We start from the raw sequence: 12,134 nt of genomic DNA, 5'->3' as shown, positions 1-12,134 counted from the left end.
GTGCTGATCGCCCACGACGACGTGGTGGTGGAGTCCGGCGACCACGTCATCCTGTTCGTGATCGACAAGCGCCGCATCCGCGACGTGGAGCGGCTGTTCCAGGTGGGCCTGACCTTCTTCTGACATGACCTTCTCGGGGAGCACCGCGCGATGAGCCTGCGCATGATCCTGCGCATCCTGGGGCTGCTGCTGATGCTGTTCAGCCTGACCATGATGCCGCCGATCCTGATCTCGCTGCTGTTCGGCGACGGCCAGTGGGAGGCCTTCGCCATCGCCATCGCCATCACGGTGGTGACCGGCGCCGTGATGTACCTGCCCAACCGCGGGGCCCGCAAGGAGCTGCGCACCCGCGACGGCTTCCTGATCGCGGCGCTGTTCTGGAGCGTGCTGGCGCTGTTCGGCTCGCTGCCGCTGATGCTCACCGGGGAGTCCGCCCTCTCGATCACCGATGCGGTATTCGAGTCCTTCTCGGGGCTGACCACCACCGGCGCCACCGTGATCACCGGCATCGATGCCCTGCCCGAGTCGATCCTCTACTACCGCCAGCAGCTGCAGTGGCTGGGCGGGATGGGTATCGTGGTGCTGGCCGTGGCGATCCTGCCGACGCTGGGCGTCGGCGGCATGGCCCTCTACCGCACCGAGATCCCGGGCCCCCTCAAGGACTCCAAGCTCACCCCGCGCATCACCGAGACCGCCAAGGCGCTCTGGTACATCTACGCCGCCCTCACCGTCACCTGCATGCTCGCCTACATGGCCGCCGGCATGGACTGGTTCGACGCCCTGGGCCACAGCTTCTCCACCGTGGCCATCGGCGGCTTCTCCACCTACGACGCCAGCATCGGCCACTTCGACAGTGCGCTGATCGAGATGATCTGTGTCTTCTTCCTGATCGTCTCCGCGGTCAGCTTCAGCCTGCACTTCGTCGCCTGGCGACAGCGCAGCGTGACGCACTACTTCCAGGACCCGGAGGCACGCTTCCTGCTGCTGTTCCTGCTGGGCCTGGCGGTGATCACCGTGGTCTCGCTGTGGCTCACCGAGACCTACGGCACCGAGCGCGGCCTGCGCCACGGCATCTTCCAGGTGGTCTCGGTGGCCACCACCGCCGGCTTCGGCGTGGCCGACTTCTCGGCCTGGCCGGGGGCATTGCCCTTCCTGCTGTTCATGGCCGCCTTCGTCGGCGGCTGCTCCGGCTCCACCGGCGGCGGCATGAAGGTGATCCGCATCATCCTGATCCTCAAGCAGGGCATGCGCGAGGTGATGCGCCTGATCCATCCCAATGCGGTGATCGCGGTGAAGGTGGGCAGGGTGAGCGTGCCGGACGGCATCGCCCAGGCGGTGTGGGGCTTCTTCTCGGTCTACGTGATGCTGTTCTTCCTGATGCTGGTGGGGGTGATGGCCACCGGGGTCGACCAGGTCACTGCCTGGTCCACCGTCGCCTCGGCGCTCAACAATCTGGGCCCGGCGCTGGGCGAGGCCTCCGGCCACTACGGCGACCTGCCGAGCCTGGCCAAGTGGATCCTGGTGATTGCCATGCTGCTCGGCCGCCTGGAGATCTTCACCGTGCTGGTGCTGTTTACCCCCGCCTTCTGGCGGCGCTGAGGGGATTTGGCCGGCAACGGTCCATCGTGGATAATCCCCTTCTCACTCCTTCATACCGAGCGTCCATGACCGACTCCCAGGACACCGCGATGCCCACCGAGCCGGCGGCCGGCGTCACCGGCCCGCGCCGCGTCATCCAGGTGGGCGATACCCGCTACACCCTGCTGGGCACCGCCCATGTCTCCGCCGAGAGCGCCGCCGACGTGCGCGCGCTGATCCGCTCCGGCGAGTTCGACGCCGTGGCCATCGAGCTGTGCGACTCGCGCCACCAGAGCCTCGACAACCCGGATGCCATGCACAACCAGGATCTGTTCGAGATCTTCCGCCAGGGCAAGGCCGGCATGGTGGCGGCGAGCCTGGCGCTGGGCGCCTTCCAGCAGCGCGTGGCCGAGCAGTCCGGCATCGAGCCCGGCGCCGAGATGCGTGCCGCCCTCGAGGAGAGCCGCACGGCGGGCCTGCCGCTGATGCTGATCGACCGCGACGTCGGCGTGACCCTCAAGCGCATCTACCACAACGTGCCCTGGTGGCAGCGCTTCTCGCTGTTCTCGGGGCTGCTCGGCAGCGTGCTGTCGCGCCAGGATGTCTCCGCCGAAGAGATCGAGCGGCTCAAGGAGGGGGACGTCCTGGAGTCCACCTTCAGCGAGTTCGCCGCCGAGTCCGAGACCCTCTACACGCCGCTGATCACCGAACGGGACCGCTACATGGTGCTGCGCCTGGCGGAGGACGCCCCCCCCGGGCGCTACCGCCACGTGCTGGTGGTCATCGGCGCCGGCCACATGAAGGGCATGGCCGAGGACCTGGAGGCAGCCCCCCCGGCCGACCCGACCGCCGAGCGCCGGCAGCTGGAGGTGACGCCGCCCCCGTCGAAGGTCTGGAGGGCGCTGCCCTGGCTGATCACCGCGCTGGTACTGACCGGCTTCGCCATCGGCTTCTCGCGCAATACCGAGCTGGGCTGGCAGCTGGTGGCCGAGTGGTTCCTGATCAACGGGGTCCTCTCGGCGCTGGCCACCCTGGTCGCCCTGGCCCATCCGCTGACCGTGGCGGCGACCTTCTTTGCCGCCCCGCTCACCTCGCTCAACCCCACCATCGGTGCCGGCTTCGTCGCCGCCGGGGTCGAGCTCTACCTGCGCAAGCCCAAGGTGCGGGACTTCTCGACCCTGCGCCATGACGTCACCGAACTGAAGGGCTGGTGGCGCAACCGGGTCTCGCGCACCCTGCTGGTCTTCCTGCTCGCCACCCTGGGCTCCGCCGCCGGCACCTGGATCGCCGGGTTCCGCATCGCCGGCGCGCTGTTCGGCAGCTCGCCTTGATCAAGCCAGGACCCCCTTCGGCCCGGGGCTGACCTGGCGACAAGCCTGCGAGGAGGCGCTGTGAATACCTCCATGTACGCTACCGACGCCATCCATGGCGTAGGACCTCCTCTACGGCTTGCCCCCAGCGCCCCTAGCTTTGCGTTACAGCGCTATCCCTTTCGCGCCAGCAGGCGCCGCATCGCCGCCGTCGGCGCCTCGAGCTTCTCGAAGCGCCGGCTGGCGGCGTAGCTGTCGTTGAAGGCGTCGAAATAGTCGTCCAGGACCTGGGCGGCATCGGCGTCGCCGGCCTGGCGCAGCAGTTCGGCGGCCACCTCGGCGGTGCAGAGGTGGGCGGCCGAGGCCGGCTTGCGCAGCCGGTAGCGAGTCTGGCGCTCGGTACGCAGCGGGAGCACCGGCAGCCGGTCGAGGTAGGGGCTCTTGCGGAAGATGCGCCGGGCCTGGCGCCAGGTGCCGTCCAGCAGGATGAGCGCCGGGACCCGCCCCGCCGCCTTCGCCTCGGCCACGGCGTCGATGCCCACCACCCGGTCGGCATAGTCCGGCTGGTCGTCGGGAAAGATCACGAAGGGGGCGTAGCGCTCGTCTTCCAGCAGCGCCAGCAGCCGCTCGTCCGGCGTGGTGCGATACCAGGTGAAGACCTCGGTGTCCGGCAGCACGTCGCGGATCAGGCGGCCGGTGTTGGTGGGCTTGTGGTGCTCCATGGGGTGGGTGAGCAGCCAGATCCGGGCCTCGCTGTCGGCCGTCACCGCATAGGGGCAGAGGCAGTTGAGCTGGGGGAGGTTGCAACCCGGGCAGCGCTCGACGAAGCTGCCCCTGGCCTTGAACTCGCGCCGCGGCGGCCGCGGATGGCCGGTAGCGGGATCATGGGAAAGCCCCTCGTCCAGAGGACGATCGGCACAGGTGTCGGGCGTGTCGTGCTGCATGGCGGCTACCGCATCGGAAGAGGCGCCGCATTCTAGCACTTGTCCCGCCGCCGTTCAGGAGGCCAGCAGGGTCTCCGGCACCCAGAGCCGCCCCTCGCGCCGCCAGTGGCGCACCAGCGCCGGCACGCCCTTGCCGGCGGGCTGGCTGAGCCGGGTGACCCCGGGAGGCGCCAGCGCCTCGGCCTCGGGGTCCACCAGCACGCATGGCGTGTCGAAGGGCGCGTGGTGCAGCAGCGAGGCGGCCGGCATCACGGCAAGCGACGTGCCCACTACCAGCAGCAGATCCGCCTCGCCGACGATCTCGCAGGCCTCGCCGAAGTGCGGTACCTCCTCGCCGAACCACACCACGTCGGGGCGCAGCTGGCTGCCCTTGTCGCACAGGTCGCCCAGCTCGATGCCGCCGCGGGGCAGCGGGTAGTGCATGCGGCGGTCCACCGTGGAGCGCGCCTTGAGGATCTCGCCATGCAGGTGCAGCACGTGGCGGGAGCCGGCCCGCTCGTGGAGGTCATCGATGTTCTGGGTGATGATGCTGACCCGGAAGCCCTGCTTCTCCAGCGCCGCCAGCGCCTTGTGGGCGGCATTGGGGCGCGCCCGGCGCACCTGGTCGCGGCGCTGGTTGTAGAAGCGCAGCACCCGCCCGGGGTCGCGACGCCAGCCCCCCGGGGTCGCGACCTCCTCCACCGGGTGGTCGGCCCACAGGCCGTCGGTGGCGCGGAAGGTCTGGATGCCGCTCTCGGCGCTGATGCCGGCGCCGGTCAGCACCACCAGGTGGGGACGTGCGGGTTCACCCATGTCGTCTCTCGTCCGGGTCAGTGAACCAGGCCATTGTCATCGCCGCCGGCGAACCGCTGCTTGTTGCGGTAGGGGTAGACGTCGATGACCCGCCCGTCGCGGACGGCCTGCTGGAGCCCCTTCCAGTAGTCGGCATCCAGCAGCTCCGGGTGGAGCTGGTAGAAGAGCTTGCGCAGGCGGATGTCGGCGAACAGGAAGGGGCCGAACTCCTCGGGGAAAATATCATTGGGCCCCACGGAATACCAAGGCTCGTCGGAGAGCTCCTGTTCGGGGTAGAGGGGCTCGGGGATGTGCCGGAAGTTGCACTCGGTGAGGTAGCAGACCTCGTCGTAGTCGTAGAAGACCACCCGCCCGTGGCGGGTCACCCCGAAGTTCTTCAGCAGCATGTCGCCGGGGAAGATGTTGGCGGCGGCCATCTGCTTGATGGCGTTGCCGTAGTCCTTCAGCACCGCCCGGGTCTCCGCCTCGTCGCACTGTTCCAGGTAGAGGTTGAGCGGCGTCATCATCCGCTCGGTGTAGCAGTGCTTGATGATCACCTTGTCGCCCTTGAGCTGCACCGAGGAGGGCGCCACCTCCAGCAGGTGCGCCAGGCACTCGGGGTCGTAGTGGTCACGGCGGGTGATGAAGTGCGAGAACTCCTGGGTATCGGCCATGCGCCCCACCCGGTCGTGGCGCTTGACCATGCGGTACTTCTCGCGGACGTTCTCGCGACTCATCTCCTTGGTGGGGTCGAAGCGGTCCTTGATGATCTTGAACACGGTGCGAAACGACGGCAGCACGAAGACCGCCATCACCATGCCGCGCACCCCGGGGGCGATGATGAAACGGTCCTCGCGCTTGGCCACGTGGCGGTTGAGGGCCCGGAAGAACTCGGTCTTGCCGTGCTTGAAGAAGCCGATGGCCGCATACAGCTCCCCGGCCGGCTTGCCGGGCATCAGCTCCTGGAGGTACTGCACGAACTCGCCGGGCACCGGCACCTCGACCTGGAAGTAGACCCGGGTGAAGGAGAAGATGATCGACACCTCGTCAGGCTCGATCAGCACGGTATCGAGGTGCAGCCCCTCCCCCGCGTCGTGGAGCACCGGCAGCACCAGCGGCACCTGCTCGCCGCCCCCCCGGATCCGCCCGACCAGGTAGGCCCCCTTGTTGCGGTAGAAGACGCTCTTGAGCAGCTCGATCTCGGTGTCCCCGGCCTCCAGGATCGCCGCCGGCAGGTGGCCCGCCAGGAAGCCCCCGCCCAGCGCCACGTCGCGGGCCAGGTCCACGAAGGGGGTGCGGAAGGGGGCCTCCCCCAGCGCCCAGGCCAGCGCCCCCTCCCAGTCGCCCGCCACCGGCCGCCGACGGCAGAGCTCGATCCCCGAGTGGTGCGCCGCATCCTCCCGGGAGCTGTAGACGAACATCCAGTCATCGCGGATATGCCGATGGTGGAAGATCGAGCAGAACATCGAGTTGAAGAAGGTCTCGGCCAGCTCGTAGTCCAGCCGCTGGCTGATCAGCTCGGCGTAGTGGCCCTTCGCCTCGCGCCAGCACTCGCAGTGGGCCAGCACATCGTCGCCGAAGGTGCGCTTCAGCCGCTCGAGGGTATCCGTCACCTTCTCCTCGTAGAGGTTGATGCGCTCCGCCGAGGCCTGCTGGGCCTCCCGCCAGGCGGCATCGCAGAAGCGTCGGCTCGCATCGGAGGTGATCTGCTTGAACCGCGAACGGTACTCGTCGAAGCCGTGCAGCACCGTGGCGGCCAGGCGATAGGCGGGCGAGAGCTTCATGGGCGGACTCCGGACGGCGTGAGGCCCCAGCATGGCGAATCGTGCGCGGCAAGGCGAGCCGACCATGGTGGCGAGGGCCGGCAGCACGGGCCAGGGAGGCTCAGGCGCCGTGGTAGCCGTCCTCCTCGGGGTTCTCGTGGGCGCCCGGGGGCAGTTCGGCGGCCCAGGCCATGGCGGCGGCGTGCTCATGGCCGGGGAAGGTGCGGATCTCCACGGCCTTGAAGAGTCGCTCCTCCAGGTCGGTGATCAGCTGGATCAATGCCTGGTCGGTGACCACGGCGGCGCGGTGGTAGCGGTCGAGGTCGCCGAGCTGGGTCAGGCCGTAGCCGACATCCTTCAACAGGGCAGTCAGGGTCATCAGGCGCAGGTCGTCGATCTCGACCACCAGGCTGATCAGCGGGTGATTGCGCTTGGCGGCCTCGATGGCGTCGATGGCGCGCTGCAGCTCGCTGCCGGTCACGATGCCCCCCGCCTTCATCGCCACGACATGCTCTGCCGGGTGGGTGATCAGGTCCAGCATGGGTGTTCTCCTCGGGTCCCGTGAGGCGACATGCCTCGGTCGCCTTCAGCATAGCGTGCCGTGAAGTCCCACGGCGGTGAGCCTGCCGGCCCCGGGCATCACGAAAACGTCATCATGGGGCGCCAGCATGCAGGGTGTCACCACCCGAGAGTCACATGGCATGTTTCGACGACGCCCGCGGGAGCCGCTCAGCGAAGCGGAGATCGATCAGCTGATCCTGCTGGCGCGCGGCAACGCCCTGGCCCGCCAGATCCGCGCCGAACGCGCCGAGCGTGCCGAAGGCGCCGCCGCTATCCTGCAGCGCCACCTCGCCTCCGCACGGGTGGACGACGGTACCCTGAGGATCCTGATGCTCTCGGACGTCTACTTCCCGCGGATCAACGGCGTCTCCACCTCCATCGCCAGCTTTCGCGGCGCCCTCGAGCGCCTGGGGCACTCGGTGACCCTCATCTGCCCCGACTATCCGGTGGGCCAGGTAGACGAACCGGGGGTCATCCGCATTCGCTCGCGCGGCGTGCCCGGCGACCCGGAGGACCGCATGATGCGCTACCGGGAGTTGGCCACCCTGGCACCTCACCTTGCGGCAGGGACCTTCGACCTGATCCACGTGCACACCCCCTTCGTGGCCCACTATGCCGGCATCAGGCTGGGCCAGCATCTGGGCATCCCGGTGGTGGCCACCTACCACACCCTCTTCGAGGAGTATCTGCACCACTACGTGCGCTGGCTGCCGTCAGCCTGGCTGCGCCTTGCCGCCCGCCGTCTCTCGGTGCATCAATGTCATCAGCTCGACGCCCTGGTGGCGCCGTCACGTGCCATGCAGGAGTCGCTGGCACGCTATGGCGTGACGACACCCATGGCGGTGATCCCGACCGGGCTGGCACTGGAAACCTTCACTCGCCCGCTGGACCCGGGTGACTTTCGCGCGCGCTATGACCTCCCGGACAGCGCCAGGCTGCTGCTTTACGTGGGGCGCGCCGCCCATGAGAAGAACATCGGCTTCCTGATCGAGATGCTGCCGCGGGTGCTGGCCGAATACCCGGACACCCGCCTGGTGATCACCGGCGAGGGCCCTGCCCGGGAGGCCCTTGCCCGGCAGGCGCGGGAGCAGGGCGTGTCGGGGGCGGTGCTGTTACTCGGCTACCTGGATCGCGACGGCCCCCTGCAGGCCGCCTACCGGGCCGCCGACGTCTTCGTCTTCGCCTCGCGCACCGAGACCCAGGGACTGGTGCTGCTGGAGGCCCTGGCACTCGGGACCCCGGTGGTCTCCACCGCGGTGATGGGCACTCGGGAGGTACTGGACGACGGGGAAGGCTGCCTGATCGCCGAGGAGGATCTGGACGACTTCGCCGCCAAGGTCAACCGGCTGCTGGGCGACGACGCCCTGCGCCAGACCCTCGCGGAGCGAGCCCGGGCTCACGCCGCCGGCTGGCATGAGGATGCCAGGGCCGCGGACCTGGCCGAACTCTATCGATACCACCTTTCCCTGCAAGCTGCCCGATAGCCGCCTCCGGGTGTGGCCACTCCCCATCGACGAGACGCCCCTGACACGGTCTCGTCATACGCGGTTAACCGCCTCGTCATACCGCTTACGCGGCGCTGTAATGGGCTGTCGGGAAGATGGGCAGCGTCCCGATCACCATTCCCGTCATCACGCCATGGAGCCGACATGACCTCCCAGACCTTCCGTCGTACCCTGCTGGCCGGCACCATCGCCGGTGCCATCGCCGCCGCGAGCCTGGCGGCCCACGCCGACCTCTCATCGCGCTACGTTGATACTGACGGCGACATGATCGCCGACATCCCCGCCGATGCGTCGCAGTGGGCCGACCCCGATACGCTGGTGTTCGCCTACACCCCGGTGGAGGATCCCGCCGTCTACGCCGACGTCTGGTCCGACTTCCTCGACCACCTGGCCGAGGCGACCGGCAAGCGGGTGCAGTTCTTCCCGGTGCAGTCCAACGCCGCCCAGCAGGAGGCGCTGCGCGCCGGCCGACTGCACGTGGCCGGCTTCAACACCGGCGGCGTCCCCGTGGCGGTGAACTGCGGCGGCTTCCGCCCCTTCACCATCATGGCCGCGGAAGACGGCAGCTTCGGCTACGAGATGGAGATCATCACCTGGCCGGGCAGCGGCATCGAGCAGATGGAGGACCTGGCCGGGCGCCAGCTCGCCTTCACCTCGCCCACCTCGAACTCCGGCTTCCGGGCACCCTCGGCGCTCCTGCGCAGCGAGTACGGCATGGAGGCCGACGAGGACTTCGAGACCGCCTTCTCCGGCTCCCACGACAACTCCATCCTGGGCGTCATCAACAAGGACTACGAGGCGGCCGCCATCGCCAACTCGGTGGGCCACCGCATGCTGGCCCGGGGCGTCATCGAGGAGGGCGACTACGAGATCATCTACACCTCCGAGACCTTCCCCACCACCGCCTACGGCACGGCCCACAACCTGCATCCGGAGCTGCAGGAGGCCATCCAGCAGGCCTTCTTCAGCTACGACTGGGAGGGCACGGCGCTCGAGGCCGAGTTCGCCAACTCCGGCGAGGCGCAGTTCATTCCCGTGACCTATGAGGAACACTGGTCGGTGATCCGCACCATCGCCGAGGCCAACGGCGTGACCTACGACTGCGACTGATTCCGCGCAAGAACTGGCCGCGCTCCAACCGCGGAATCGAGCCAAAAGCACCACGGGCCAGGAGGGCCTCGCTCTCCGGGCCCGTCTGCGTGAAGGACGACTGACCATGCTGACGCTTTCCCAGGTCACCAAGCGCTACCCCACCGGGGACCGCGCCTTGACCGATATCGACCTCACCCTGCCGGCCGGCCAGGTGATGGCGCTGATCGGCCCCTCGGGGGCCGGCAAGAGCACCCTGATCCGCTGCGTGAACCGCCTGGTGGAGCCCACCAGCGGCAGCATTCGCCTGGGGGACACCGAACTGACCCGGCTCTCCGGCCGTGAGCTGCGCCGGGCTCGCCGCGCCATGGGCATGATCTTCCAGGAGTACGCCCTGGTGGACCGCCTGACGGTGATGGAGAACGTGCTTTCCGGCCGGCTGGGCCAGGTGGGCTTCTGGCGCAGCTTCCTGCGCCGTTACCCCGCCGATGCCGTGACCGAAGCCTTCCGCCTGCTGGAGCGGGTCGGCCTGCCCCATGCCATCGACAAGCGCGCCGATGCGCTTTCCGGCGGCCAGCGCCAGCGGGTGGGCATCGCCCGGGCCCTGCTGCAGGACCCGCAGCTGCTGCTGGTGGACGAGCCCACGGCGAGCCTGGATCCCAAGACCTCACGGCAGATCATGCGGCTGATCCGCGAACTCTGTGCCGAACGCGAGCTCGGCGCCATCATCAACATCCATGACGTGGCCCTGGCCCGCCAGTTCGCCGATCGCATCGCCGGCCTGCGCGCCGGGGAGATCGTCTTCGACGGGCGGCCGGAGGCGCTGGATGCCGAGACCCTGACAACCATCTATGGCGAAGAGAACTGGGGCGAGGAAGAGTGGGACACCCAGGGGCAGGCGGCTGACGAAGCCTCATCTTCCTCCGTCGAGCCGGCCACCCGCCTGTCGCTGGCCACGGGGGGCGCCTCATGACTCGACAGGCGATGGCCCGGGCGGGCCAATGGCGGCGGCTGCCGATGATCCGTGACCCGAGGCTGCGCTGGGGCCTGGCGCTCGGCGGCCTGGTCTATCTGCTGCTGGCGCTCTCCACCATCGACGTCAACTGGGCGCGGGTCGCCGAGGGCGCCGGCCGCGGGCTGAACTTCCTGGCCGCCTTCACCCAGCCCGACTTCGTCAGCCGCCGCGGCGACATCCTCGACGGCATCCTCGAGAGCCTGACCATGACGCTCACCTCCACGGTGATCGGTGTGGCCCTGGCGATTCCGGTGGGCCTGGGCGCCGCGCGCAACATCTCCCCCTGGCCGGTCTACTACCTGTGCCGGGGCATCATCACCGTGTCGCGCACTTTTCAGGAGATCATCATCGCCATCCTCTTCGTGGTGATGTTCGGCTTCGGTCCGCTGGCCGGCATGATCACCCTGGCCTTCGCCACCATCGGCTTCATGGCCAAGCTGCTGGCCGAGGACATCGAGGACCTGGACTGGCGCCAGGTGGAGGCGGTTCGCGCCACCGGGGCGAGCTGGTGGCAGACCATGAACCACGCCGTCCAGCCCCAGGTGATGCCGCGACTGATCGGGCTCTCGATGTACCGCCTGGACATCAACTTCCGCGAATCGGCGGTGATCGGCATCGTCGGGGCCGGCGGCATCGGCGCCACCCTCAACACCTCCATCAGCCGCTACGAGTACGACACCTCGGCGGCCATCCTGCTGATCATCATCGCCATCGTGCTGCTCTGCGAGTACAGCTCGAGCCACGTGCGGCGCTGGACCCAGTAAGCCTCGGAGACCCTCCTCATGCCCGTTTCGACGACGACGCAGGGCACGCCGATCTGGCGCCTGCGCACCACCCGTGCCCAGTGGCTGGGTTACCTGGCCTGGCTGGCTGCCGGCTGCCTCTTCCTGCTGTGCTGGAAAGTGATCTCCGACAACACCATGTGGGTGTTCGTGGAGGATGCCGGCCGCCAGGGCAGCGACCTGATCAGCCGCATGCTGCCGCCGGAGTGGACCTACGCCCACCGCCTCTGGAAGCCGATGTGGGACACCATGAACATCGCCACCCTGGGCACCGTGCTGGGGATCGCCATGGCGTTTCCGGTGGCCTTCCTGGCGGCACGCAACACCACGCCCCACCCGCTGGTGCGCAGCGCCGCGCTGCTGATCATCGTCTCCTCGCGCTCCATCAACTCGCTGATCTGGGCGATGCTGCTGGTGACCATCCTGGGGCCGGGGGTGCTGGCCGGCATCATCGCCATCGCCCTGCGCTCCATCGGCTTCGTCGGCAAGCTGCTCTATGAAGCCATCGAGGAGATCCACCCCACCCCCGTGGAGGCGATCAGCGCTACTGGCGCCAGCCGCCTGCAGGTGATGAGCTACGGCGTGCTGCCCCAGGTGCTGCCCGCCTTCGCCGGCATCAGCGTCTACCGCTGGGACATCAACATCCGCGAATCCACGGTGCTGGGGCTGGTAGGCGCCGGCGGCATCGGCCTGCAGCTCAACGCCGCCATCAACAGCCTGGCCTGGAACCAGGTCAGCGTGATCTTCGTGATGATCTTCGTCACAGTGCTGGCCTCGGAGTGGATTTCCGCCCGGGTGCGCCACGCCATTACCTGA

At 68.6% G+C, this 12,134-nt stretch carries 11 protein-coding genes; 7 read left to right on the top strand and 4 right to left on the bottom strand.

All coding sequences use genetic code 11. From position 1 onward, the window contains the following. Window positions 1–150: 150 nt before the first annotated feature. Both BDK63_RS11710 and BDK63_RS11705 read left to right on the top strand, forming a co-directional pair. Window positions 151–1,599 (top strand): TrkH family potassium uptake protein, encoded by a 1,449-nt coding sequence (locus BDK63_RS11710; RefSeq protein ID WP_183332138.1) that lies wholly within the window; start codon window positions 151–153, stop codon window positions 1,597–1,599. Between the two features lie 65 nt (window positions 1,600–1,664). Continuing rightward, window positions 1,665–2,909, top strand: coding sequence for a TraB/GumN family protein (locus BDK63_RS11705; RefSeq protein WP_183332136.1), 1,245 nt, complete (start codon window positions 1,665–1,667; stop codon window positions 2,907–2,909). A gap of 152 nt (window positions 2,910–3,061) precedes the next feature. Here the strand turns inward: BDK63_RS11705 and BDK63_RS11700 are convergent, their stop codons facing one another. The 4 genes from BDK63_RS11700 to BDK63_RS11685 all read right to left on the bottom strand — a co-directional run bounded on the left by BDK63_RS11700 (window position 3,062) and on the right by BDK63_RS11685 (window position 6,907). Beyond that, entirely contained in the window at window positions 3,062–3,832 is a 771-nt protein-coding gene (locus BDK63_RS11700) for a tRNA-uridine aminocarboxypropyltransferase (RefSeq protein ID WP_183332134.1), read from the bottom strand. Between the two features lie 54 nt (window positions 3,833–3,886). Further along, a complete protein-coding gene (locus BDK63_RS11695) occupies window positions 3,887–4,624 on the bottom strand; it encodes an SIR2 family NAD-dependent protein deacylase (RefSeq protein ID WP_183332132.1) in 738 nt (245 codons plus the stop codon). Window positions 4,625–4,641: 17 nt separating this feature from the next. Then, window positions 4,642–6,387: a bifunctional isocitrate dehydrogenase kinase/phosphatase gene (aceK, locus tag BDK63_RS11690; RefSeq protein WP_183332131.1), complete on the bottom strand. Its 1,746-nt coding sequence runs from the start codon at window positions 6,385–6,387 to the stop codon at window positions 4,642–4,644. Between the two features lie 100 nt (window positions 6,388–6,487). Then, on the bottom strand, window positions 6,488–6,907 hold the full coding sequence (locus BDK63_RS11685) for a SpoIIAA family protein (RefSeq protein ID WP_183332129.1): 420 nt from the start codon (window positions 6,905–6,907) through the stop codon (window positions 6,488–6,490). Window positions 6,908–7,067: 160 nt separating this feature from the next. Between BDK63_RS11685 and BDK63_RS11680 the strand changes: the two genes are divergently transcribed. The 5 genes from BDK63_RS11680 (at window position 7,068) to phnE (BDK63_RS11660) (ending at window position 12,134) form a co-directional block, all read left to right on the top strand. After that, a complete protein-coding gene (locus BDK63_RS11680) occupies window positions 7,068–8,411 on the top strand; it encodes a glycosyltransferase (protein WP_183332127.1) in 1,344 nt (447 codons plus the stop codon). A 165-nt stretch (window positions 8,412–8,576) separates the two neighbouring features. Next, window positions 8,577–9,542 (top strand): phosphate/phosphite/phosphonate ABC transporter substrate-binding protein, encoded by a 966-nt coding sequence (gene phnD, locus BDK63_RS11675; protein ID WP_183332125.1) that lies wholly within the window; start codon window positions 8,577–8,579, stop codon window positions 9,540–9,542. Between the two features lie 106 nt (window positions 9,543–9,648). Continuing rightward, window positions 9,649–10,494 (top strand): phosphonate ABC transporter ATP-binding protein, encoded by an 846-nt coding sequence (phnC, locus tag BDK63_RS11670; RefSeq protein ID WP_183332123.1) that lies wholly within the window; start codon window positions 9,649–9,651, stop codon window positions 10,492–10,494. After that, entirely contained in the window at window positions 10,491–11,300 is an 810-nt protein-coding gene (gene phnE, locus BDK63_RS11665; protein WP_183332121.1) for a phosphonate ABC transporter, permease protein PhnE, read from the top strand. The genes phnC and phnE (BDK63_RS11665) overlap by 4 nt, the downstream gene beginning before the upstream one ends. An 18-nt stretch (window positions 11,301–11,318) precedes the next feature. After that, a complete protein-coding gene (gene phnE, locus BDK63_RS11660; protein ID WP_183332119.1) occupies window positions 11,319–12,134 on the top strand; it encodes a phosphonate ABC transporter, permease protein PhnE in 816 nt (271 codons plus the stop codon).

Origin of the sequence: Halomonas campaniensis, assembly GCF_014193375.1 — a bacterium.
GTDB lineage: Bacteria > Pseudomonadota > Gammaproteobacteria > Pseudomonadales > Halomonadaceae > Halomonas > Halomonas campaniensis.
Note: the sequence above shows the minus strand (reverse complement) of the source record. Positions and strands in the feature narration are given on the sequence as shown.

What these genes read in the sequence shown, in the direction of transcription:
- BDK63_RS11710 (WP_183332138.1), top strand. Translation starts at nt 151, where the DNA reads ATGAGCCTGCGCATGATCCTGCGCATCCTGGGGCTGCTGCTGATGCTG.
- BDK63_RS11705 (WP_183332136.1), top strand. Translation starts at nt 1,665, where the DNA reads ATGACCGACTCCCAGGACACCGCGATGCCCACCGAGCCGGCGGCCGGC.
- BDK63_RS11700 (WP_183332134.1), bottom strand. Translation starts at nt 3,832, where the DNA reads ATGCAGCACGACACGCCCGACACCTGTGCCGATCGTCCTCTGGACGAG.
- BDK63_RS11695 (WP_183332132.1), bottom strand. Translation starts at nt 4,624, where the DNA reads ATGGGTGAACCCGCACGTCCCCACCTGGTGGTGCTGACCGGCGCCGGC.
- aceK (WP_183332131.1), bottom strand. Translation starts at nt 6,387, where the DNA reads ATGAAGCTCTCGCCCGCCTATCGCCTGGCCGCCACGGTGCTGCACGGC.
- BDK63_RS11685 (WP_183332129.1), bottom strand. Translation starts at nt 6,907, where the DNA reads ATGCTGGACCTGATCACCCACCCGGCAGAGCATGTCGTGGCGATGAAG.
- BDK63_RS11680 (WP_183332127.1), top strand. Translation starts at nt 7,068, where the DNA reads ATGTTTCGACGACGCCCGCGGGAGCCGCTCAGCGAAGCGGAGATCGAT.
- phnD (WP_183332125.1), top strand. Translation starts at nt 8,577, where the DNA reads ATGACCTCCCAGACCTTCCGTCGTACCCTGCTGGCCGGCACCATCGCC.
- phnC (WP_183332123.1), top strand. Translation starts at nt 9,649, where the DNA reads ATGCTGACGCTTTCCCAGGTCACCAAGCGCTACCCCACCGGGGACCGC.
- phnE (WP_183332121.1), top strand. Translation starts at nt 10,491, where the DNA reads ATGACTCGACAGGCGATGGCCCGGGCGGGCCAATGGCGGCGGCTGCCG.
- phnE (WP_183332119.1), top strand. Translation starts at nt 11,319, where the DNA reads ATGCCCGTTTCGACGACGACGCAGGGCACGCCGATCTGGCGCCTGCGC.